Genomic DNA, 24,528 nt, shown 5'->3' on the forward strand with positions numbered 1-24,528 from the left:
AATAATAAAGGTGAAGCAATTAGCTTCACCTTTTTATATCTTTACCTATTATTATCTTTTTATGAACAATAGAATATTGCATTTTTGCTTAGTTTTTCCGATATTTAAATTGCACTGGCTGTAAACTTTCGTCAATCGCTACCATTTTGTAGCCTTTCTTTTGAAAATATTGCAATACTTGTTCCAAATACTTTGCTGTAGTCGTTTTATCGTGCATTAATACAACAAGCGGCCGATCACTTGAGCATGAATCAACCTGTGTCTTTATTTTTTGAACAAATTGCCCGTTTGGATATTTCCAGTCATCCGAATCTATATCCCAATCCCACAGGATAAACCCTTTCGCATCGCTGGCTTTCCTAAAATCTGGAGTCATATATGGAACAGATCCATATGGTGCACGAATAAGATGAGATTCCTTACCTGTGATTTTCTTTAGAGTTGCTTCCGTTTGCTTCATTTCCTGCACAAAAGCAGCAGGTGAACGGTAAACTTTATGAATATCATGTGTTACACCATGAGAACCTACTGAATTTCCATTCTTCACTATTTGCTTTGCGGAACTGGAATATTTTTTAAGATTAGGATCTAGCATAAAAAAAGTAGCTTGTGCCTGATATTTTTTTAATAGAGTTAGAATTTGCATGGTTGCGGTACTTGGACCGTCATCAAAAGTTAAATATACTACTTTTTGTTTTTTAGTACTTGGTAATATTAACTTTTTATTACTTTCTTGCTTTATTTCCGTTTTTGCACTTACTTTTTTCTTTGTAGTGGATGACTGTTCTTTTCCTGTAGATACCTTGGTTTGTAAAGGTTTAGTATCACGCTTTTCTACCGTTGATATTTTTATAGGATTGCCGCTTATTATATCCCATCTAGGAGTTACTTCTACTCGGCTGTCATTTTTAAGAACAAACTTTTGTACAAATAAGTCCTGAGACCCATGGTTATATACTGGAAAATTTATATTAGATGAATTATTTATTGGTTTTGAGGAAGTTTTTATACTTGCTAATGCAGTGTCACTTTCTGATATTTTACTATTGTAGAATAATAGAATAGCGATGGATACAGATAATGCACAAACAATTATTTTTCCAATTTGCTTCATTTTACTGTCTCTGGATGACTGCTTCATTATATTCAATCCTTTCCAAACAATTTATTACTTTTCCGCCACTCCTTTCTATGTAAAAGAAATAATCAGCAACGAAACTTTCAATCTAGTAGACTCCAAACTGAAAAATATGTTACATATTTGTAATAATTATATCGGATTAATGTAAAATAGAACAGAGATTTTCTTTAAAAATTTCTGTAATAAGCAAAAAGACATGCTCCATAGGTTTTGCAATCTTTTCAAAGGATATGTGATATAGCGTTTGTTGATTATTGTTTGATCTGAATATACAGTTTAAATTATACTTTTCAAGATTTTATAATGTCATACCAATTCATGAAACTTTTCAATCATTAAAACGTACACAATATATTATTATTACCTGATAAATAGAGGAGCAAAAAGTCATGATTTTAAACCCAAAACAACGAACTGTGTTACTTTCAATAACCACTGAATGGCAGACTCCTAGCCAGATTGCTAATGAGCTTTCAACATTTTCCGGGGATCTATCAGACGTACAACAGGTACTCAAGGACCTTTTACGTGCTGGATTGGTGCAGATTAATCCAGTTGTTTTCGGACTTTATAGACTAACTACAGAAGGTATTAATATTAAGGAGTTAGAATTGCGAAAGAACAATTGAATTTTATATTAATTACACTGGAGATTTAAAATACATGCTCGTATAGATGTTAAAATCTTAAACATGATTTTAACTTGTTGCATTTTCTTTTATTGTTTTCAATCCTAATGGTGAATACTATCGGGGCATCTTTTCTTAATAAAGACTATTTCTTTAAGGATGTCTTAAAGTCTTCGTATGCTATTGCAACATCTTTTAAAAAAAGAGTCTTTCTAAAATAAAAAATCCCTCATAAGAGAGATTTTAAAAGCTTATTGCCTCCATTGCTTTTTCAAGACTGTATATTGGATTTTTACATGTGTATTGCTCACATACATACACTACAAATTCATGTTTATCATCTATTTTTTCCACCCATACTTGCAAATCCTTTATTCCCATTAGGTTCTTTCGGGCGATGATTATAATGTTAAATGGATGAAATCGTGTGTGATATCGATTAAGAAATTCTTCTGCTTGGTCGTTATCTGAACCCGAAACAACAACTTCCTGACCTCCAACATATTTTGCTATGACAGCTTGTAGCATATATAGCATTCCAGTCGGATATACATTCACATCCTTCTGAAAACCAGCCAATAATTTGTCAACGATTTCCGCTAATTCAAAATCACTAAGGTACTTTGCTAATTTCCATAATTGAAGGGCTGCAACACTATTTCCGGATGGTAAGGCACCGTCAAAACTTTGCTTTTCTCGATGAATAAGTGATTCGGCATTGGATGTAGTAAAAAAGAAACCTCCATTTTGTGTATCCCAAAAATCCTTTGTCATGTGATCTTTCATTTTCAAAGCTTGCTGTAAATCCTTTACATTGTGTTCTGCTTCATACATTTCAAGGTATGCCCACAATAAAAAGGAGTAATCATCTAAGTATGCAGTAAATTTCACTTCTCCATCACGATATCTGGCATATAATTGATCATTTTTCCACAAATTTGTTTCGATAAAGTCTAAGCTTTTCCGTGCATATTCTAGAAATATTGGTTCATGAAAAGCACCCCCTGCCTTTGCTAATGCTGCTGCCATTAATGCATTCCATGAAGTAAGAATCTTATCATCAAGGTGAGGATACACCCGCTTTTCCCGTTCAGATAAAAGCAATTCCTTGGCCTTATCCAGCTTAGATAATACCTGGTCTACCGTCATTCCTTTTGACTTGGATATTTCATCAATATCCGTATGAATAAGATTTGGGATATTTAATCCTTCGAAATTACCTTCCTCCGTTATATCATATGCATCACAAAATAGTTCTCCCAAATCAAAATCAAGGATATTCAATATTTCCGTTCTGGACCAAATATAATACTTCCCTTCCATCCCTTCACTATCAGCGTCAATTGCTGAATAAAAGGCACCTTCTGCATTTGTCATTTCTCTTTTGAGGAAATTTACAACCTCATAAGAAATACGCTTCCACCGTTCATCCTTCGTGATTTGATAATATTCCGTAAGCACATATAACAGGAGCGCATTATCATAAAGCATTTTTTCAAAGTGAGGCACGAGCCATATATTGTCTGTAGAGTATCTGGCAAAGCCGCCACCAATATGATCGTAAATTCCCCCTTTAGTCATACCTTCCAGTGTTTTTTCAACCATGGTAAGTGCCTGCTCTGTTCCCGACCAATAATAGTAACGAAGAAGAAACATAAGCTCGTGCGGCATAGGAAACTTCGGTGCTTCCCCAAAGCCACCGTATTGACTGTCAAAGCTTTGAACAATTTCTTGGTACGCCTTATGTATAGCTTGATCAGATATCTCAGAGCCAGCCTCAATAGTCGAACGTTCTTTCAATGAAGCTGTTATCTTCTCTGCAATATTTTCAATGTTTTCCCTTTCCTGCAAATACTTCTCATGTATTTGTGGCAGGACATCGAGCATTCCCGGTCGTCCGTAATAACTTGTCTTCGGAAAATATGTACCAGCATAAAATGGCTTTTGTTCTGGTGTCAAAAACACATTCAATGGCCAGCCACCTTGCCCCGTTAACATTTGACAAACCGTCATATAAATGGAGTCAATATCTGGGCGCTCTTCCCGATCTACTTTTATAGATATAAAGTTGTTATTTAATAAATCTGCTACCTCTTGATCTTCAAACGATTCTCGTTCCATGACGTGACACCAATGACAAGTCGAGTACCCAATACTTACAAAAACGGCCTTATTTTCTTTTTTAGCTTTCTCAAAAGCCTCCTCACCCCAAGGATACCAGTCTACTGGGTTATAGGCATGTTGCAATAAATAAGGGGATTTTTCGTTTATTAACCGATTAGGCTGTCTACCTTCTTGTCTCATCAATGTGCTTCCTTTCTCTTTTTACTTCATGGCGCTGATTAAAGCTATGCTTACATTTTACACGACACTTAACAATAATTTGCTTTTCCCTGAATAAAATGTTCTTTTGTATAAAAATTTAGCCTGCTATTGTTTATTAATGCTGTATTCTTACCTATTATCTACTTTATTCCATAAATTATAAAACTCTTTGCACTGAAATTACCAGCAAGGTTAACTATCTTTGATGAAAATGTTGCAGCAGATCTTCCATTTCAAAAAAGAATTTTGTCTTTACCTGAAGGATATTTTGAATAGTTAAACATTAAGATTCCAAAAAGAAGAATGGACTTTATACTCATCCCACTCTTTTATTTCTTTGCTAGAATATACATTGGATTTACTCTTTAATCAACTACAGTGAAAACGCATAAAATAATGAGGGTGAAAATATGGATATTCATACATTAAAAAACTGGATTCTCTCTTTTAATTACTTGAGCTTAATCATCATTACAGCTGTTGTAATTGGAATGTTATTAATACGATGGGCTCTTCTTTGGAGTTGTAAAAAGCTTCCTAAACATCAGGTTGCGTTAAGAAGTATAGTAAATTGGTTTACTTTTTATGGAACCCTGCTCTTTTTGCTCCTTTACTTTTCAAAAGCAAAATGGATGTTTACCAAGATTTTCAAATTTGGCAAAGTAGATGTAACGCTATTCCTAATTATTGTGGCCGTTTTAATTATTTCATTAGCTAGTCGACTTTCAAAAATCTCAACTAATGTTTTATTACCAGGTATATACAATCGATATCATTTAGATAAAGGCACAAGATATACCTTTGATCGAGTTGTGCACTATTCTATTATGATTATTGCGATCATTGTCAGCTTAACGACAGTGGGGATTAATCTGAGTGCATTAACCATGTTTGCTGGCATCATCAGTGTGGGAATTGGGTTTGGTATGCAAAACATTGCTTCCAACTTTATCTCTGGGGTTATTATCTTGTTTGAAAGGCCAATAAAAGTCGGGGATCGCGTTCTGATCGATAACATTATTGGTGACGTTGAAAAAATTAATATGAGGGCGACTATCATTAAAACCGGTAATAATGAACATATAATTGTCCCGAATTCATACTTTTTAGGAGAAAAGGTCGTTAACCGTTCGTTTAGTGATCCCAGAATTCGATTATCCGTTCCCTTTAATATTGCCTATGGAACCGATGTAGAAAAAGTAAGAGACATGCTTATGGAGATTGCAAGAGAGGAAAGCTTGGTTTCGCCTGCAGTTTTATTGGATCCGGAACCATTTGTGAATTTTGTAGGTTTTGGTGATTTCTGTCTTAATTTTGAATTATCTTTAATGATATCTGATTATAATCAGCTTGGGACAATTAAAAGTAATTTAAACTTTAGAATAAATAAGCTTTATGTTGAAAATAGAATAGAAATTCCGTACCCGCATCGAGATTTGCATATAAAGAGTATTGATAGATAAGCAGAAAAATATTAGATCTTAAAATACACTACCATAAAAATGAATGTGAAGTTAGATGCTTCAGCGCAAAGAAATACGCACTGAAGCTTTTAGTTTAAGAAAAAATGTTAGTCTTTTTACTCTTTGAAACATCGAGTGATTATCCTTAAAGTGAATCCAGTCCTAAACTTTAAATCCTTCGTTGTTAGCTCATTATATACGTTTAATGTATTGCGCACACAAATAGGTACTAATCAGCCTCCACCAGCTACCATACTTTTCCCAATCCACACTTATAAAAATGACTTCAACTTAATAGCTATTATTCACTTTTCCTTTCAAATAGTACAAATCAAAGTTGGCAAAGCACTCGCTTATGAAGCAATCATATCAAGAACCCATGAATGTGCTATCAGAGCCTTATGTTTCCTTTCTCCTTCCACAGATATTCCTTAAGGAAATATAAATAATTTACTATTACTATATAATTCGGAAAAAATTTATTAATACTTCTTAATATTAATTTTATACATTAAAAATCTTTATAAGTTACACAGAACCCTTTTTAGTAAAATAAAAAAGAGCAGAAGAAAAAAAACATTTCTCTGCTACTTTTATATGTAACTCGGTTATCTATTATATCTCATTATCGACCTAACCAACCGCCATCCACTGCAAGCAAGTGTCCATGAATATAATTGGATGCTTCAGATGCAAGAAATATAACTGTTCCCATGAAATCTTCCGGTTTGCCCCAACGACCTGCCGGAATTCGCTCAAGAATTTGACGACTTCGTGTTTCATCATGAATTAAAGCCTCATTCATATCTGTTGCAATATAGCCTGGTACAATAGCGTTTACATTTACATTTTCCTTTGCCCATTCATTAGATAATGCTTTTGTAAGCTGAGCTACCCCGCCTTTAGCAGCTGCATAAGCCGGAACGGTAAATCCTCCTTGGAAGGATAAAAGGGAAGCCATGTTGATGATTTTTCCTTTTCGTTGTGGAACCATATATTTACCCGCTTCCTGACATAAAATCCAGACACTTTTTAAATTCACCTGAATTACATCATCCCAATCCTGTTCAGAGAATGAAACAGAAGGAGACCTACGTTGAATTCCTGCATTGTTTACAAGAATATCAATTTTTCCGAGAGAATGGACAATAGTTGGGATCGCATCTCGTACTTGATTAAGATTTTCCATATCACATGGGATTATGATACATTTTTGTCCTATACTTTCAATCTCTTTTTTCACTGTCTCATCATTCGGATTGCGTTGAAGCAGTGCAACTGTTGCTCCTGCCTTCGCTAAAGCAATCGCCATACTTTTTCCAATTCCTCTTGTAGCTCCCGTAATAGCTGCTACTTTTCCATCTAGTCCAAACATATTTCTTCCCCCTTACAAGCTTGGCTGAAACAGTACTTTTAATGATTCTTCTGGATTTGTCATTAATTCAAACCCTCTTTTAATTTCATCCAACGGCAATTGATGAGATATTAAAGGTGTAACATCTATTTGCCCTGTTGCCATCATATGGATAGCTGCAGAAAAATCGGAATGGGTGTAACATCTTGTTGTTGTTAATGACAATTCACGGAAATGCATCGCAGCGAGATCAATTGTTGGTGGCTGCTTGTACACGCTTACGACAGTGATTTGTCCTTGAGTTTTGCATGCATGGATCATTTGATTTGCGGTAATATTGTTTCCTGCCACTTCAAAAACCACATCGGCACCAATTCCATTTGTTGCTGTCTTTACTTCTTCCACAACATCTACATTTTTTCCATCCAAAGCGATAAAACCAAGTTCCTTTGCCTTCCCTAAACGGTATGGACTAATATCAGAAATGAAAATCTTCCTCGCACCAGCTAATTTAGCTGTCATTGCAATTAATAAACCAATTGGGCCGGCTCCTAAAACAAGAACAGTATCCCCTACTTTAAGATTAGATCTGCGTACTGTATGAATACCTACTGCTACCGGTTCTGCTACAGCGGCATGTGCATCAGAAAGATTATCCGGTACTTTATGGAGTCGGTGAAGTGGAACGCTTACATATTCAGCAAATCCACCGTGCCAATCGATCCCAATCAATCCAAGTGTTCGACATACATGTGAATTTCCAGATAAACAGGCATCACATTTTCCACAGCTAATAGTAGGCTCCACTGCGATCCTGTCACCTACTTTGAAAGTGGATTCTCCATTTATTTCTACAACAACACCGCTGAATTCATGTCCCAATGCAAGAGGAGCTTTCGCACGCGGATGTTTTCCGGCATAAATCATCATATCGGTACCGCAGATTCCTGCAAAAGATACTTTTATTAATGCTTCCCCTGATTTTGCCATTGGTTTATCCAGTTCGCCAGTCATTACATTTTTTTCAGATATATACAATCCAGCTTTCATCTTCACCATATTATTACCACTCCTATTTTCTCTTGAATACTTGTCGACAAGTTGGTTTAAAAAAATTTAGTTATCTACAGAAATCGTTTTGGAAAGAACATTGCCAACGGTTTTTCTAGTATCTTCAAAATGTGTACGATTCATTTTTTCCATGTAATCGCTGTCTTTTGAAATAAGCGCTTGAACAATGGAACGATGTTTTTCAATTAAAGAACTTACTTCATGTGTTTCTTCTGTAAATCGTCTTTCCGTTGCAACCAATAAAAAAGTGAGGATAACATTTCGTAAATTGTTCCACAAATGTAAGATTCTTGTGTGATTTGCAGCTAAAATTATTTCTAGATGGAAATGTAAATCAAGGTAGGAAAACTCAACATAATCCTGATGTTTAGCAGCCAATTCCATTTTATCCACCATTTGATTAAGCTTATTAATTAATTCTTCGTTTGGAAGTTGACAAATGCGTTGCATTACAAACGTTTCGATTAAAATCCGGACATCCTGCATCTCTTCCACGTCCTTCTGAGTTAATCCTTGAACGATCGCTCCCATTCGTTCCAATCGGATTAAACCTTCGTTGGACAATGTCTTAAAGGCCTCTCTGACAGGAGATCTGCTGATTTCGTATTCAGATGCAATCTGATTTTCGGATAATACTGTACCGATTTTAATACTGCCTTCGATTATTTTTAATCGTAGCTCACTGGCAACTTTTTCTCCCAAAGACAATCCCTGTAACCATTCGTTAGGATATTGCACTATTTATTTTCCCTTCCACTATATTTGTATTCTTGTATACAACTTTATTTAAAGTATAAAATATTGCTGACAATTTTGTAAAGTTAAAATGTAAGCGCTATACGATAAATATTTTTATAGTTTTTTAATAGAGGAATAAGGGGAGTACGCTTACCTCCCCTTATTGAATGTATAGTTAGTATATCTTCAGCGGAGAAAATCTACTCTCCATTCTTTTGAACTGGACCATCTTTTAAAGCTAAGTAAAAGCTAATAACAATGGAAGCTGCCACAATAATAAAAGGTGCATAGAAAATTAGGAAATTCTCCATATTTACTCCCCCTTACACATGTCCTTTTTCTTTTCCCTTCACATAATCCTTATCAAATAGAAATAATTTAAGGACTAAATATAACGAAGGGATTAGCAGGCAAAAACCTAAAATAAAGACAACAACTAGTGCGGTTGCCATCGCTTCATTTGTAAATGAATCATACAAAGTTAAATATGGATACAGTAGGTACGGATAATGTGACACACCATACGCGTAAAAAGCAAAAGCGAATTGTCCAATTAAAAGTGCCAATGCTATTCCATAGTTCCTTCGTTTCCATATGAATAATACAGTAATTATGAACATAATAGCGGAGATAGCAAACAAATACCATACATTGATCATGCGATGAAAATGCTCAGGATTATGTTTGCGCAGTTCCACCATAATTCCTATTACAGAAATGGCTAATGGTCCCGCCCAAATCATAGCATACTTTCTTAGTAAGCTCGTTGCTCCAACGTCATTTGCTTTATCAGCGTACCAGGTTAAGAAAACAGCCGAAATAAAAAGTACTGCTGAAATTGCGAGGACCACGATACTCCAGGTGAATGTGTTAGTAAATAGCGACCAGTAATCTAATACCGGCTTACCGTTTTGTAAGGAAACAAATCCTCCTTCGGAAATCGTTAACACAACGGATAACGCCGCAGGGATCATCAAGCCTGATGCTCCGTACATAAAAGAATATCCTTTATGTCCTCGTGATCCATAGGATTCAAATGCATAGTAGCTGCCTCGAATCGCAAGTAAAATAATCCCTATACTGACAGGTATAAGCAAGGTTGTTCCATAGTAAAAAGCTGTCTTCGGAAAAAATCCAACGATTCCTACAAAAAAGAACACTAAAAATACATTCGTTATTTCCCACACTGGTGATAAATATCGTTGGATGATATGGGTTAAAATATGCTGGCGACCAGTTAATAGACTATAGGCATTAAAAAAACCTGCACCAAAATCAATCGAACCGATGATAACATAACCAAATAGGAAAAGCCAAAGTACAGATATTCCGAGTATTTCTAAATTCATCGTACATCACCGCTCCTCTCTGCATGACGATCGGCAATTTCCTGCTCAATTGGATTGCGGATAAACATTCGACGAAGCACTACCACACTGCCTATTCCTAGTATGATGTATAGTATACAGAATAAGATAAGCATTAGGTCAACATGTTCACTGGTAGTTGCTGCATCGGCAACCTTCATATATTTGTATAATATCCATGGCTGACGGCCAACTTCAGCAAGCCACCAACCAGCTTCTAACGCAATTATAGTCAGTGGACCTCCAGCTACCATTAACCATCGGAACCATTTAGAGGAAATGAATTTCCAGTTTCTATTCATTCCAAATACGTATACTGCTGATAAAACAATCATAAACATACCGATGAGAACCATCGTATCAAATAGATAGTGAATATAAAGTGGAGGAGTTTCCTCTTTAGGAAATTCATTTAACCCCGTTACCTTCGCGAAAGGATTATTATGTGCTAAAACGCTCAAAGCATAAGGTACTTTAATGGCATATTTTACATTCTCGCCATCTGTTACACCGAATAAAATAAGACTTGCATTCTTGCCAGTTTCAAAATGCCACTCGGCTGCAGCTAATTTTTCCGGCTGATATTTAACTAAATATTTAGCAGAAAAATCTCCTATTAATAAGGCTGCAAGGGAAAAAATCAAACCTAGTTTCATAAATAAGAATAGTGATTTTTGATGGTATGGATGATTAGACCCCTTTAATATTCTATATGCTGCAATAGCGGCTAAAACGAACGCAGAAGTCATATAGGCAGTAACAAGTACATGTCCTACTTTGGTAGGCATTGCCGGATTAAGCATCGCAAGGATAGGCTGAATATTCACTAGTTGACCGTTTACAACATCAAATCCGCGTGGAGCATTCATAAATGCATTTACAATCGTTATAAAAACAGCTGACATTGAGGCACCAATGGCTACTGGAATCAACAATAATAAATGCTTTTTTTGATTTTCAAAACGGTCCCATGTATATAAATAAATTCCTAAGAAAATAGCCTCAAAGAAAAATGCAAAGGTTTCCATGAAAAGCGGTAAAGCTATCACATTACCTGCAAGCTGCATAAAATTCGGCCATAATAATGATAATTGCAATCCAATGGCTGTTCCCGTTACAACTCCTACTGCAACGGTGATGACAAAACCGCGTGCCAGTCTTCTTGCTAATAGAATATAATGCTCATCGTTCTTTTTAATACCTAGCCACTGAGCAATCATAATCATTAGTGGTACACCAACTCCAATAGTGGCGTAGATGATGTGAAATGTTAAGGTGAGTTCTGTTAAGACACGACTAAAAAATACAGCATTTTCGCTGTTCATCTATAAATCCCCCTTAGCTTGCAAAAATACGTCCAATGAATGACAAAAGCATAATAGCAGCAACAATAAAAGTTACCCATATTAATTTTTTCTCCTGTCTTTTATACATAGAAACAGCTCCTTTATTACTATATTACCTGCATAAAGTGTCTTTCTAACCAGAATTATTGACAGAATTACAACGTATTCATGATAAACATGTGAAATAAAGTATGTGTAAATAGTGAATTTCTTTCCAATCTGTGACATAATCATATTTTGCCATTTACAGGCAAGTGCGATTCAAAACCTCACTAGAAAATAACTTTATAGAGAAAAAGAGTGCTTTGATTTGTAACCATAAGCACTCTTCGTAGATTTACTATTCTTTTAGCCCTTCTTCTAATTAGACAAGCTTTTGCCCACAGTTTGGACAAAAGTTTGCCCCTTCTGTTTTCGTACCGCAATTAGGGCAGAAGTTTGGCTTTTGTTGTTCATTTCCATGCGATTGTGACTGGATAGGAGTATTTTTCGAATCTGAGGATTCATTTTGATTCATTTTATTTAACATTTGATTCGCAATATTCATCCCCATCATCATTCCCGCCATATCAGATGCAGTTCCACCACTCATTTTTCCTGAAGACATTCCATCAATCATGGAAATTTGCTGATATTTATCGATATTTCCAACCATACCAAAGGAAGCGTTTTTCGTAACCATATCTTGAATCTCTTTTGGATAGTTAAAACTCATAACATGGAATTCCGTTATAGTCATTCCAGTATCCATAATCTCCATATCTAAATCTTCTCGAATTCCTTTAGAAATTTCAAATGAATTTGCTTGAAGATTAAACATGTCCTTTCCTTCTTTTGTAATCCATTTCATCAGCAGCTGATCGAGAATAGAAGTGATACGGATTTTTATATCCTCCACTACATATTGGTCCTTCACACCTGCAATTTTATCAATTAAGGCAATATAATCAGTTACTTTAAAATTAAAGGTTCCATTAGCTCTAATCGGCATTCCACCAGGAAGTCCAGCTGTTGGGATATTTATTGCGTTTTTTGTCCCCCATTTTACAGTGAACTCCTTCGTATTTACAAACAGTACTTCCACTCTCATACCGCTGTTAAATCCGAATTTGAAGCCCTTTAATGTGGACAAGAAAGGAATAATTTGTGATTCAATATCGTACTCGCCCTCATCCTTAAATATTCCTTCAATCTTTCCGTTATTTAAAAATATGGCATCTTGGCCTGGTCGAATAATTAATTTACTTCCTTTTTTTATTTCACGATTTCCCCATTTATAGAAAATCATATCATCTCTAAATTCTTGCCATTCTACTACATTTGCAAATTGATTTTTGAAAAAAGACATTTTTCTTCTACTCCTTCTGTCGCAAGGCTATTATCAATCATTAGAACTTTCCACCGCTGCCGCTATGTGTAAAACCGCCTCTAGTAACCCCGCCACCACCGCCGCTCTTGTTATTATTAGAAGGCTTCCTCTGTTTTGTCACCGTTTGCCTAATAAACGTATCATCCTTCCTTATTACCCTTGATGTATTAGTATCCAAATATGTCCTGGCATTTACCGTCACTCTTCCTCCAGAGCGATATGCCATAAGCGCTACTATGATAGAAGCAACCCCTAGAGAGACTATTAACTGAAACCACCATTTGAATAAAATATTATCTGGGTTGATACCCGGTTTATATCCCATATAGTCATGAGATAGCTGAATAAAGGACGAAAAAGCTTGAAAATACTTACCTTTTGATATATCCGGGGTTATTTTATTTCGTATCAATTCCAACCGATTATTATCCAAGTACTTCTCTGCTTTTTGGAATCCTGCTAAATATACATTTCTTTCTTTCATATCAATAAATAGAATAGCAGTATTTCCGTTCGGCTTGTCATAGCCCGGAGCGTGATCATCATAATAATCCTCTACATATTGAACATAATCCTTTCCATCTGTTCCATTTACCGTAAGGATTATAAAAGCAGTATCTCTATCTTTGCTTTGCTCATTAGCTAAGGCTTCTAATTTTTCCGCTTCTTTTTTTGTTAATAGTTTTGCTTCATCATATACAAAACGTTTCTGATGAGGTGATGCTGCATTTACTAATTTTGTAAAAGGCAATAGTGCTATGATAAAAGCCACGAAAAGGAAAACCCCTCGTGTCATTAGCTTTTTGCTCACCAAAAGCCACCACCCATCATTAAGGAAACACATTTTAAAGCTATAAAGGATCCAGCTGCTATGCCACCGAACCACATAGCTACCTTTCCTGTACTAATTGGCGGTTTACCAACTACCTTGCCCGTTTCGCCATTCATAGCAAATGTATGCTCCGAATGATTATAGTCGTAGCTAATCATCCAAACAGGCAGTAAAACATAGGAGCTTTTTACACTGTTCGTTGCTATTTTTTTATCGTTAAAATGAATAGTATCATAGCCTGATAATGTGGAATGAATATAGGAATCGACATATTCTTTCACCTTATCCTTTGCCCGTGGAAACAAATCTTTATCCGTATAATTGTATTTCTCCGCAATATACCCAGCTAAGTATGGAGTTTTAAAATCCTTCAACTGATCATAAGGGTAAGGCTCTAATTTATCCATTAATTCATCATTCATTTTCTCTGAAGCATCCACTGGAATTTTACAATAATCTAAGTTGATATCTCGGAATGCTTCATAATAGCTTGTTTCCGTATAAATATAGTCCCCTCTAGTATATGTTCTTACCTTAGTACACATTGCACTTACCTTTACTTTATTATTTAAATCAAATAACCAAAAAGGAACATACATACCAGTCATGCTTTTTATTCTATCAGCATTCATAAATCCCTTTGGAGTAAGCAGACCTTTTCTGCACCATTTTTTAAAAGCATTGATTGCCTCTTCTTTACTAATCGTAAAAGGTATTACTTTCGCGGGGGCAAGGCTACCCGATAACCGATCGGCAATCACAACGCCTGAACCGCAAAAACTGCAAGTGGTGGCAACTGTCTCTGCCTCCGTAATTAACACGGCACCGCAATTTTCACAATGGTATTCCTTTGCCTCATCCACAGAGAATCTTGCCGAAATCAAATCCTCTGGATAATTTTCTATATTCTCTTGTCTTCCGCAAGCCTCACAAGACAAATTTCCTGATGCACTATCAAAATTCATATCATTCCCGCATCCAGGGCATTTATATTGTAGTATCATATACTAATCGCCTCTTTATTTCATAAATTAAAAAAGAGCTTTTCATTCTAAAGCTGTAGCTAAAGAGGGCTACAGCTTTTAACAAACTACTATCCGTTATTTTTTAATTTCTCCTTTAGTGCATTCAGCTCATTTTCGACATCAATGCTGGCACTGTCATACTTTGCTGTAAGATCTTCCAAGTCATCCTTTGGACCAGCATTTAATTCAGCCATTGCGTTTGCTTCATCTAAGGCACGATTTACCTTATCTTCCATGCGTTCAAACGCAGAAATGGAGTTTCCTGAACTTGCTGTACTTGCACCAAGCTTATTGATCCTTTCTTGTGTCTTCGCTACCGACCATTTAGCTTTCAGCATATTTTTTCTAGATTCCAATTCTCCTATATCAGCAATTAATTTATCATGCATTTGCTTCATTTGTTGAGAGTTAGAGGATGCCAGCTGATATGCTGATTGCAATTCGGAAAGTTTTGCTGTTAGTTGACCTTTTTTCTCTAAAAACTTTCTCGCATCTCCTTCATTACCCGCTTCCAATGCTTTTAATGCATATCGCTCCATTTTCTCTACTTCTGCTTGACACTCATCCAACTCTCTTTTGGAACGCTGTTCTTCCGCCATCACAGATGCCGTTTCTGATTTTACTTTCCCTAAATCCTTGTTAAGGTTCCTCAAATATTGATCAATCATTTTTTCAGGGTTTTCAGCCCTATCTAATAAGGCATTTATGTTGCTTGACATGATATCCTTAAATCTTGTAATAATGCTCATTTTCCCATTCCTCCCCTAATATACGGTTTTTCATATTTCCGTTGTACAAACCGGTTGGAGTTCAATACTACACTATACTGTCTTATTTAAAAAAAGTTTCATTTTTTTTAAGGCTCTTTTCTTAATCTGCATCGTTTTGCAGTGAAACAAGTTGATATGTGAATTTTAAGTTCTTCAGCTATTTTTGGTAAGTTGTAGCCTTCAAACATCATTCGAAAATATTTAGCCCATTTCCCAAGATATCGTAAACCTGTTAAATCATTAAATGACTTGCAGCAGTCATAACAATAGTAATGCTGTCTCCCACGTTATTTCCCGTTTCGCTTAACCTTTACACTTCCACAATGAACACAACCAAGACCTTTGCTAAAGCGAGTTTCTCTAATCGTAGTGTATGTGTCAGCTATTTCTTCTTCATCATTAGAGGCACAAGATATAATTTGCATTGCGTTCTTTAGGATTTCAAGGTTTAAAGGGAATCGTTGAAAGTGATGAGACCTTTTTCAAAGAGTCTTTTATAGGGCGTAAAGTTGAAGGTAGAGACCCAAAAAGAGGTATTAGTAGTCTTAAGATTGCTGTTGTAGTTGCACAAGAAAGTAATGGTCAAGTAGTTGTTAGAAAAGCTGGTCGTGGGCGAGTCCGAGCAGAAAAAATAGATGCTTGGGGAGTACATAGACCCCTCTGCTTTGTTATGCACTGATACTGCTACGAATTATAAAAAGTTTGCTTTGGTTAAAGGTCTAAAACACGAAACAATTAATGTCAGCAAAGAAGGGTATGTTAAAAAAGGCATTTTCCATGTTCAGCATGTCAATAGCTTTCATAAACGTCTTGGAGATTGGATGGATAGATTTCAAGGGGTAGCCACTAAATATCTCGACAACTACCTAATACTGGTTCAAATTCCTACAACAGAATAAGAAGTTAGCTACTAAGGATAGAATAAAAAGTATGATGTTAGGTTCCTGTTGAAAGCCTAATTACATTACAGTTAAATATTCACGAGAAGTATAAATATAGTTGGATTAGAACAAAAAAGCCATATCAATTGATATGACTATAAAGGAATGTTATTCAACTAACGCATCAGTTATTTCAACAACTTGTATATAATATTGTTCTTACTTTTACTATTTAAAGACTATTTATAACATTTGGTTTGCGATTTTAATAATATCTTTCTTGCGCTGTTCAGAGGAAATATTCTTGTTATTGTATCCTATTTCGTAATAAATCCCATTCTTTTTAAATGTAAGATTTCCATTATATTGACCAACTACTCCATCAGCTAACTTAACTTCCTCACTAGTACCACTATACTCTACTTTAAAATTGTGGATAGAAATTATTAAGATAATCATGTCATCACTATTCTTTGAAAACGATGTAAAACTAACTCTCAATTTTTCCCCATCATGTTTAAAGTCATCTATTGTAGAAATTCTAAAAGGTGTAGCATCAAAGGGGATATCGCTCGGAATTTTCACCTTAAACGGAAGTGCATCTAACGCCTCTTCTAACGAGGAAGCCTCATAGCTTACTGGTATGGTTTTTAATTGTTCCTCCGTAAGATTTCCCTTTGGTTCAACTTTTTTTAAATTAGATGTATCTAAAGTGTCATAATTAATATGTTTACAACCAAATAACAAGACAATCATCAATATTGACACTAACCATGCTTTTTTCTCCAAACCACATTCCCCCTTAACTAATTCTAATGTTATTTGATGAAGTGTTATTACCCACTTTTTAACATCATTTTATTATATATATTTCTATGCTATTTTTTTAAATCCTTTTTCAACTAAACTGCCATTATGTTGAACAAGGACCAATAATTAATAATCTACAAATAACAATAATTTTCCTTTACTAATACATATTTTATAAAGCAACAAATTTTACGAAAACAGCCTTTTAATAAAAGGGATGTCTAGAAAATAAACCAAGTCATATTCTATACAAAAACAGTCTATTATAACATCCCGATCCTATACTATAAAATAGTGAATATAAAAAAGAGAAGTAGTGGATCAGCTTTCTTGATCAACGTACTCCTCTTCTTTTTTAACACAATAATGTGTATAATTACCATCCTTGATTTCTAAGCAATTTAATTGGTGACCGTAAACACATGCACCATCAATCCCAATTTTTTTATTTCCGTAAAAAATATTTGGATCATTATGTAGAATGTAAGTAGGCGTATGGCCATGTATAATTGTTTGATCAAATGGATGATCAAAATGCAAAAAAGGATCTCTAATCCAAATAAATTCATATTCACTAGTATTTTTCCAATCATCATAATTTGGATTTATACCAGCGTGTACAAATATATATTCATCTGTTTCATAATAAAATGGTAAGTTAGCCAAAAAGTCAATAAGCTCCTTATTTTTAGCTAAAATTTCTTCTGCCCATTTTCGATAAGTAAGTTCTTCCGACCCTTCCGGTATTTCCCTTTCAATGTCAAAGGATAAAAAGGATTGAATCGTTGCTAGACCTCCATTCCGAAAATACCTTTCAAGCGTTTCTATTGGTTCATCGAGCCAATCACAGAACATTTGATCATGATTACCCCTTAATGCAATTACTCCGAAGTTTTCTACTAATTCCTTAATATATCTCACTACTGCTTTACTGTATTTTCCTCTATCTACATAATCACCCAGTAAAATCAATTGGTCTAAATTCGGATTAAATTCGGCCATATTTAGCAGCTCTTGAAACTCCTTTAAGCAGCCGTGAATATCACTAATTACTAGTATTCGTTTATCTATTATATCCATCTCCACTCTGTAAATCGTGCATATAATTATATGAATAAAACCATTTTACCATATATTCATTATTGCTAAATATATATTACTATCTGTTTTTTGATAATAGAGAGTAATTTAATTTATTTTAATCCTGCGAATATCTTTCTATTTACTGAATACATTGGTAAAAAAAAGATTCGGGGAGTTAAAATGAACCTTTATGAGTATCAAAAAATGAAAGAAGTAAATGAATTAATAGAAAATAATATCGAAGAATTAAATATCATACGAAATAGAATTAAACGCAGTTTAAATGATTTGAAACGAAGTCAATTTTCTAAAAAAACCGAGCAGCTCGAACGTTTACTCCATGATAACGATATTAAAATAATGACATTAATTTTATTACAAGAAAAGGTAAAAAAAATCATGCATTGATGTAAATAAGCAAAGACAAGAGGCTTGGATATCTCCAAGCCAATTCGATTATTGAGTTAAGTATTTGTCTAGTTATAGGTCCTCAATCTATATATATTGTCCAATATACATGGACTATTAGATATTTCAGAGTGTGCAATCCAACTTTTATCCAAAAGAGAAGCTCTATAAACAATATGGAGTGCGCACTACGTTTTCTTGTCCCACAGACAAGCCCCATTAGATATTTTAAATACCTATAGCCAACGGATCTCTACTTCTTCTCCCACATAATAAACAGGTAGACTTACTCCATGCAGTGTTTCTAAACTTGCACATCAATGACTAGGAAACGTGAAACTACATTTCAAATTTCACTCATCCGTACACTAGAGAAGTTGTTATTTCGCTTTTCATCTGGATTGAATAAATTCCTGCACCCAAGCACCATGGTAAAATCCTACACCGATATAATTATATTCAGCTTTTAAAATATTGGCGCGATGCCCGGAAGAATTCATCCATGAATTCATGACTTCTTGAGGAGACTTCTGGCCTTCCGCGATATTTTCTCCTGCCGAGATAAAGCTGATGCCGAATGTTTTCATCATCTGAAAAGGAGAGCCATAGTTTGGACTATTATGGGAAAAATAGTTAGAGTTAATCATATCCATAGCCTTTTTCTCTGCCATATTCCGCAAATCAGCTCTATGCGAAAGCGCACTTAATCCCCTTTTTGCTCTTTCCTTATTCACCAGCTGCACAACTTGATTCTCAAATCCTGTTGGACTTGCTGCTGTCTCCCTCAACCTAATTACTTCACCAATGTGCATATTTCTTGGTTGAACCGTAGGGTTTAAGGCCATTAATTTTTTGTAATCCAATCCATATCGCTTGGCGATAAACCAAAATGTATCTCCCTTTGACACTTTATAGTAATCAAATGGTGGTTCTTTAAACATTTTTATTTGCGCCATGGAGTTAAAGGGTAAAACAAATAAGCTAAGCAATAATAGAACAATAATTTTTTTCAACATAATTGCCCCCCAAATTAGGTAATATTATACTCCAAATATTTTGGCATCTTTTCACGAAAATATCCCCTTGCGCAAAAAAATATTTTTATAACCAAAAAGAGGATAAACCCATATGGTCATCCTCTTTTTTCTTCTTAATTATTATCATCTACAGTTGTATTATCTTGACGCTGGTCAACTGTATAATTGTAGTCATCTCTATTTACCGGAGTAAAACCCTTCGGTGTATAAAAACGGAGTAAATCATCATATACCACTTTATCTGATAGGCTTAACATCGTCTTAGCTTCATTATCACTTGTTTCGCAAAGCTTGCTGTCTACTAAGGCACCATCTGGATTACTGTAGCATTTACCACTCACTTGTGTATACTGATTGTTTACAAAATCACCATTTCGGAATGGAACCAGCTGATGGTGCTCTTCCGATAATAAGTCCGATCCGAATGAAATATAGTCCTTTGTATTAATCCCAAGCAAGTGGAATAGAGTTGGGCGTACATCTACTTCACCACCATACGTATGGTCGATATGCCCCTTCACACCAGGTACGTGAATAAATAATGGAACTCTTTGCAGTTGTGCATAATCAAAAGGTGTAATCTCTTTTCCCATAACATTGGCCATTGCTTTATTATGATTTTCAGAAATACCGTAATGATCTCCATATAAAACAATAATCGTATGATCATATAATCCGGATGACTTTAAGTCATTAAAGAATTGCTCTAATGCCTGGTCCAAATAATGAGCAGTTTGAAAATAATTATCCACATATTTATCGCCAAAATTTCCTTTTGGAAAATCAGATTCTTCCCTTAACTCAAATGGAAAATGGTTCGAAAGAGTAATAAACTTCGTATAAAACGGCTGTGGAAGGCTCTTTAAATATTCCATTGACTCACTGAAAAATGGTTTGTCTTCCATTCCGTAATTTATGGTGTTCTCTTCACTCATATCATAATAATTGGCGTCGAAAAACTTTTGATATCCTAGTGATTTATACATATCATCGCGATTCCAGAACGTTTTATAATTCCCATGAAATACCGCTGTAGAATATCCTAATTGATCAAGAATAGCTGGAGCCGCCTGATAAGTATTTTGAGCCTTTGTTGTGAAAACAGCACCTTTTGGCAGCGGAAACAATGAATTTTCCATCATAAACTCAGCATCGGAAGTTTTTCCTTGACCTGTTTGATGGAAGAAATTATCGAAATAAAAATAATTAGAATCATGTGTTAATTTGTTTAAAAATGGAGTTACTTCTTGCCCATCTACTTTATAATCAATGACAAAATTCTGCAGGGATTCCATTGATACATAAATAACATTCATTCCCTTAGCAACACCAAAATATTTCGGATTAGGTTCTGAATGATTTGCCTTAATATAATTTTGAACATCAACTATATCACTGCTATCCGCAAATGCTCGTTGTGCAGATGACTTTGTCGTTTGAATTGCATCATAAATGGTGTAATTATATGCTCCAAGATATTTAACAATATAGTTTCGGTCAAAAGTACGGGTTAATAATTCTGGGCGATCTGCCTCTGCAAGACCTAAATTAACAATAAAGAATGCTAAAGCTGCTGCAAAAAAACCATAAATTGTTCTTCGATTTAACTTCTCGTAGGAAACCTTCACAATCTTAAATACTACTAAACAAATGATAAACAGCGTATCAAGAAAATAGAGAGCATCATGTGGCTTCATTAAGGCAAGGGCACTGCCACCGAGATCACCAAAGTTTTTTGTCTGAGTCAAAACCGGAATGGTGATAAAATCATTGAAGAAACGATAATAACAAACATTTGCATATAATAAGATAGAAAGCAACAAATGTATGATGATTAAGCTTAATGAACGCAGCTTTCCTTTAAAAAACAAGGAAATGGCAAAAAAGAATAAAGCAGAGCTTATTGGATTGAAGAATAATAAAAATTCCTGCATCGCATTTTGCAAATCTAGATTAAATTCTGCTTTGTAAACAATATATGTTTTAAACCAAAAAAGTACAGTTGCAATAAAAAGTAAGGAAAACTTTTTATTTAATAAACTACGAACTTTTAATTTGAAATGTTGCACTACTATAAACCTCCTAATCGCCAAACGATGATTTTAAGGTTATGAACACAAAAATACTATTTTACTTCAACCATTTTAATACTTTATAAAAAAAAATCAAGTATCAAAATGCAAAATAGTAATTCTATACCACTTCTTTTATACCCTTATAAGTGTATATTTAAACATATTTTTCCGCGTTTTTTGCCGAAAATTTTAAAAAAAAAAAAAAACTGCCATTATAGGCAGCTTTTTAATAAAATTAAAGTTTTACAACGTTATCAGCTTGTGGTCCACGTTGTCCTTCAACGATATTGAATTCTACACGTTGACCTTCTTCTAATGTTTTGAATCCTTCACCAGTAATAGCACTGAAATGAACGAATACGTCGTTTCCGCCTTCTACTTCAATGAATCCGAATCCTTTTTCGCTGTTAAACCATTTTACTGTACCTTGTGTCATGTATAGACAACCTCCAAAAATTTTTTAATATGTTACTTATATTTACGCAGTAAATAAAAATTCACATATTATAAAGAGTATCCACACCAAAAAAGTAGTTACTCTTTATAACATGTGAATCATAAACTCCATAATTTCTGATCAAGCAAAAAATTAAAATATATGATTAATTGAGTCATCTCAATTTATGAACAGTAAAAACTAACTAGATGTTTATCAAAACAACGAAAGCCCTACCTCTCTTTCGTCCTTGCGACTCCGCTGATCGCGCCAGTTGAATTGTAAATTATCTCCTAGCGGAAAAGGAACGAAGCCTCTAACATTTAACTTTAATCTTATATTATAATATAACAATAATGGGTAAAATGCAAGGTAAAAAACGAAAATCCAAGTTTCTGAAAAAAAGAGGCTTATCATAAAAAATGGCACCCACTTCTTCAGCAGATGCCATGTTAATCGTTTATTCATTTACTTAAATTATTTGGACAATGATTTTGTATTTCTTTTACCAGAATCCACCGTAGCCACCGTAACCAGGTCCATAGCCATAACCGCCGCCATACCCACAGCCGCCTCCAAGGTAGGCTGCCCCCACTATGACAAGCAGAATAAATAATACTACAATAAACGCGAAGCCTCCAGCGAAGCCTCCACCATAACCGCCATCCATAGAATTACCTCCTTTTTTATATGTCACTTATACATTATTCAAAGGAAGGTTGTTTGTCGTGTAAAATATCCAAATTGGGCTATATTGTATGAATGCCTAACGTTATCATTTCTTGCTTTTCCCTTCAAAATATGTAAATGCAATCATACAAATCAATATCCAGAATGCCCCTGCCAAATATCCACCGACAACATCACTGGGATAATGAACACCTAAATAAATTCGGCTAATTCCTATAATGATCACTAGAAATACTCCAATAATCACCCCTATTATTTTTGCCCATAACCTGTTATACACCTTATATAGTATGAATGCTAAGCTTCCATATAAAATCATCGAACCCATAGAATGACCACTTGGAAAACTATAGCCGCTTTGTTCAATAATTGGTTGAATATCTGGACGTGCACGTTTGAAAATAAGTTTTAAAATTTGATTAAATGCTCCCGCTCCTAATGCAACGGTAATGGCTAAATACATCGCTAGTAATCGATGACGGGTTATGTATAAACAAATACAAGCAATAAATGTAATTAGTGCTACCCCTTTGACAGACCCGAAGAATGTGATAAATAGCATGATCGTAGTTAATCGATTGGAGATATTGCTCTGGACCAGATGTATAATTTGGAGGTCAAAATGGCGGATTTGCGTCCCATCGAAATTATTCGCAATTTCCAAAAACATCCACGAAAAGATAACCAATAATATAAAAAGAAAAGAGCCTAACCATATTTTTTGCCTTTTCATTCCTTCACCTCTTTTTACCATCGTATCACAGAAAGACAAAAAGACAATTCTTAATTGAACTGTCTTTATTGATGGTGCTTATTGTGCTTTTTTCGTTCTAGTTGTTTTTCGTTTTGTCTTTGGTTTCTCCTCCGTTTTTGCTTTTGTTTTATCTATTGATGCTTGAAGTGCCGCCATTAAATCGGTGACATTTGCAGCCTGCTTAGTCTCTTTAGGAGTAACAAGCTCTTTTCCAGTTCTCTTTGATTCAATTAAATCCATCAACCTTGATCGATATTCATCTGTATATTTTTCCGGTTCGAAAGTGGTCGTAAGCTGATCAATTAGCAGAATGGCGGTATCGATTTCTTTTTTCGATACATGATCTTCCGCAGGAACGTTTGGTACATCTGCTGTACTTCGAACTTCATCAGGATAGTGAATCGTTTCCATCAATAAGGTATTTTCCAGCACACGAATTACTGCCAACTGTTCCTTTGACCTCATAACAATTTTAGCAAGACCTGCCTTTTTTGATTCAATTAGTGCCTTACGCAGCAGTCCATAGGCTTTTATACCTCCCTCATTTGGAGACATATAATAGCTGCGATCATAGTAAATGGGATCGATTTCTTCCATTTTAATAAAATCAATAATTTCCACTGCTTTTTCTTCCGATGTTCGTTTTAACTCGTTTAACTCCTCATCCTCAAGGATAACATATTTCCCTTTTGCAATCTCATAGCCTTTCACAATATCATCCATCGCTAATTCCTCTTCGCAAACGGGACACATTTTTTCATACTTTATCGGGGTATGACATTTTTTGTGAAGGGATCTTAATTTAATATCTTTATCTTCCGTAGCAGCGTGTAGTTTTATCGGAATATTTACAAGCCCAAAGCTAATACTTCCCTTCCATATTGTGTGCATCACTTTTTCTCCTTCCCTTTCTTCTTATTATTA

At 34.9% G+C, this 24,528-nt stretch carries 23 protein-coding genes and 2 pseudogenes; 4 read left to right on the forward strand and 21 right to left on the reverse strand.

Going from position 1 to position 24,528, the window contains the following annotated elements:
* Positions 1–88: 88 nt before the first annotated feature.
* Positions 89–1,141: a polysaccharide deacetylase family protein gene (locus tag KHA87_RS07615; RefSeq protein WP_213093483.1), complete on the reverse strand. Its 1,053-nt coding sequence runs from the start codon at positions 1,139–1,141 to the stop codon at positions 89–91.
* A gap of 389 nt (positions 1,142–1,530) precedes the next feature.
* On the opposite strand from KHA87_RS07615, the gene KHA87_RS07620 reads away from it, so the two are divergent.
* On the forward strand, positions 1,531–1,770 hold the full coding sequence (locus KHA87_RS07620) for a hypothetical protein (RefSeq protein ID WP_213093484.1): 240 nt from the start codon (positions 1,531–1,533) through the stop codon (positions 1,768–1,770).
* A 243-nt stretch (positions 1,771–2,013) separates the two neighbouring features.
* Here the strand turns inward: KHA87_RS07620 and KHA87_RS07625 are convergent, their stop codons facing one another.
* Positions 2,014–4,074, reverse strand: a complete 2,061-nt coding sequence (locus tag KHA87_RS07625; RefSeq protein ID WP_213093485.1) for a thioredoxin domain-containing protein — start codon at positions 4,072–4,074, stop codon at positions 2,014–2,016.
* Between the two features lie 431 nt (positions 4,075–4,505).
* Between KHA87_RS07625 and KHA87_RS07630 the strand changes: the two genes are divergently transcribed.
* A complete protein-coding gene (locus KHA87_RS07630; protein ID WP_213093486.1) occupies positions 4,506–5,558 on the forward strand; it encodes a mechanosensitive ion channel family protein in 1,053 nt (350 codons plus the stop codon).
* 625 nt (positions 5,559–6,183) lie between these two features.
* Here the strand turns inward: KHA87_RS07630 and KHA87_RS07635 are convergent.
* From KHA87_RS07635 to KHA87_RS07680, 11 genes and pseudogenes are all read right to left on the reverse strand, one after another.
* A complete protein-coding gene (locus KHA87_RS07635) occupies positions 6,184–6,933 on the reverse strand; it encodes an SDR family oxidoreductase (RefSeq protein ID WP_213093487.1) in 750 nt (249 codons plus the stop codon).
* Between the two features lie 12 nt (positions 6,934–6,945).
* The gene (locus KHA87_RS07640; protein WP_249310190.1) at positions 6,946–7,971 is read right to left on the reverse strand and encodes a zinc-dependent alcohol dehydrogenase; all 1,026 of its coding nucleotides are present in this window, start codon (positions 7,969–7,971) and stop codon (positions 6,946–6,948) included.
* Positions 7,972–8,028: 57 nt separating this feature from the next.
* Positions 8,029–8,721 (reverse strand): GntR family transcriptional regulator, encoded by a 693-nt coding sequence (locus KHA87_RS07645; RefSeq protein ID WP_213093488.1) that lies wholly within the window; start codon positions 8,719–8,721, stop codon positions 8,029–8,031.
* A gap of 200 nt (positions 8,722–8,921) precedes the next feature.
* Complete coding sequence (gene cydS / locus KHA87_RS22585; RefSeq protein WP_481748338.1) at positions 8,922–9,032, reverse strand: cytochrome bd oxidase small subunit CydS family protein; 111 nt, start codon at positions 9,030–9,032, stop codon at positions 8,922–8,924.
* Between the two features lie 12 nt (positions 9,033–9,044).
* Positions 9,045–10,070, reverse strand: a complete 1,026-nt coding sequence (locus KHA87_RS07650) for a cytochrome d ubiquinol oxidase subunit II (protein WP_213093489.1) — start codon at positions 10,068–10,070, stop codon at positions 9,045–9,047.
* The gene (locus KHA87_RS07655; RefSeq protein ID WP_213093490.1) at positions 10,067–11,413 is read right to left on the reverse strand and encodes a cytochrome ubiquinol oxidase subunit I; all 1,347 of its coding nucleotides are present in this window, start codon (positions 11,411–11,413) and stop codon (positions 10,067–10,069) included. The genes KHA87_RS07650 and KHA87_RS07655 overlap by 4 nt, the downstream gene beginning before the upstream one ends.
* Positions 11,414–11,798: 385 nt before the next feature.
* Complete coding sequence (locus KHA87_RS07660) at positions 11,799–12,782, reverse strand: SPFH domain-containing protein (protein ID WP_213093491.1); 984 nt, start codon at positions 12,780–12,782, stop codon at positions 11,799–11,801.
* A gap of 40 nt (positions 12,783–12,822) precedes the next feature.
* Positions 12,823–13,599, reverse strand: a complete 777-nt coding sequence (locus KHA87_RS07665; RefSeq protein ID WP_213094273.1) for a TPM domain-containing protein — start codon at positions 13,597–13,599, stop codon at positions 12,823–12,825.
* A gap of 11 nt (positions 13,600–13,610) precedes the next feature.
* A complete protein-coding gene (locus tag KHA87_RS07670) occupies positions 13,611–14,639 on the reverse strand; it encodes a TFIIB-type zinc ribbon-containing protein (RefSeq protein ID WP_213093492.1) in 1,029 nt (342 codons plus the stop codon).
* Between the two features lie 89 nt (positions 14,640–14,728).
* On the reverse strand, positions 14,729–15,409 hold the full coding sequence (locus KHA87_RS07675) for a PspA/IM30 family protein (protein ID WP_213093493.1): 681 nt from the start codon (positions 15,407–15,409) through the stop codon (positions 14,729–14,731).
* A gap of 143 nt (positions 15,410–15,552) precedes the next feature.
* Positions 15,553–15,810: pseudogene (locus KHA87_RS07680) on the reverse strand (transposase); the annotation flags it as partial.
* A 38-nt stretch (positions 15,811–15,848) separates the two neighbouring features.
* Between KHA87_RS07680 and KHA87_RS22590 the strand changes: the two are divergent.
* Positions 15,849–16,381 (forward strand): annotated as a pseudogene (locus tag KHA87_RS22590) (IS1595 family transposase); the annotation flags it as partial.
* A gap of 173 nt (positions 16,382–16,554) precedes the next feature.
* Here KHA87_RS22590 and KHA87_RS07690 read toward each other — a convergent pair.
* Positions 16,555–17,100 (reverse strand): hypothetical protein, encoded by a 546-nt coding sequence (locus KHA87_RS07690; protein WP_213093494.1) that lies wholly within the window; start codon positions 17,098–17,100, stop codon positions 16,555–16,557.
* Positions 17,101–17,442: 342 nt separating this feature from the next.
* On the reverse strand, positions 17,443–18,201 hold the full coding sequence (locus KHA87_RS07695; RefSeq protein WP_213093495.1) for a metallophosphoesterase family protein: 759 nt from the start codon (positions 18,199–18,201) through the stop codon (positions 17,443–17,445).
* A gap of 183 nt (positions 18,202–18,384) precedes the next feature.
* Between KHA87_RS07695 and KHA87_RS07700 the strand changes: the two genes are divergently transcribed.
* Positions 18,385–18,612: a hypothetical protein gene (locus tag KHA87_RS07700; RefSeq protein ID WP_213093496.1), complete on the forward strand. Its 228-nt coding sequence runs from the start codon at positions 18,385–18,387 to the stop codon at positions 18,610–18,612.
* A 392-nt stretch (positions 18,613–19,004) separates the two neighbouring features.
* Here the strand turns inward: KHA87_RS07700 and KHA87_RS07705 are convergent, their stop codons facing one another.
* The 6 genes from KHA87_RS07705 to ku all read right to left on the reverse strand — a co-directional run bounded on the left by KHA87_RS07705 (position 19,005) and on the right by ku (position 24,495).
* Complete coding sequence (locus tag KHA87_RS07705) at positions 19,005–19,628, reverse strand: CAP domain-containing protein (protein WP_213093497.1); 624 nt, start codon at positions 19,626–19,628, stop codon at positions 19,005–19,007.
* Between the two features lie 134 nt (positions 19,629–19,762).
* A complete protein-coding gene (gene ltaS, locus KHA87_RS07710; protein ID WP_213093498.1) occupies positions 19,763–21,718 on the reverse strand; it encodes a lipoteichoic acid synthase in 1,956 nt (651 codons plus the stop codon).
* A gap of 241 nt (positions 21,719–21,959) precedes the next feature.
* Positions 21,960–22,160 (reverse strand): cold-shock protein, encoded by a 201-nt coding sequence (locus KHA87_RS07715; RefSeq protein WP_055739531.1) that lies wholly within the window; start codon positions 22,158–22,160, stop codon positions 21,960–21,962.
* 505 nt (positions 22,161–22,665) lie between these two features.
* Positions 22,666–22,830, reverse strand: a complete 165-nt coding sequence (locus KHA87_RS22595) for a YjcZ family sporulation protein (RefSeq protein WP_213093499.1) — start codon at positions 22,828–22,830, stop codon at positions 22,666–22,668.
* A 105-nt stretch (positions 22,831–22,935) separates the two neighbouring features.
* Positions 22,936–23,583 carry a phosphatase PAP2 family protein gene (locus KHA87_RS07725; protein ID WP_213093500.1) on the reverse strand — a complete coding sequence of 216 codons (648 nt, stop codon included), beginning with the start codon at positions 23,581–23,583 and terminating at the stop codon, positions 22,936–22,938.
* A gap of 78 nt (positions 23,584–23,661) precedes the next feature.
* Complete coding sequence (ku, locus tag KHA87_RS07730) at positions 23,662–24,495, reverse strand: non-homologous end joining protein Ku (RefSeq protein WP_213093501.1); 834 nt, start codon at positions 24,493–24,495, stop codon at positions 23,662–23,664.
* Positions 24,496–24,528: the final 33 nt, after the last annotated feature.

The organism is Bacillus sp. FJAT-49736 (assembly GCF_018343615.1).
Lineage (GTDB): Bacteria > Bacillota > Bacilli > Bacillales > Bacillaceae_C > Margalitia.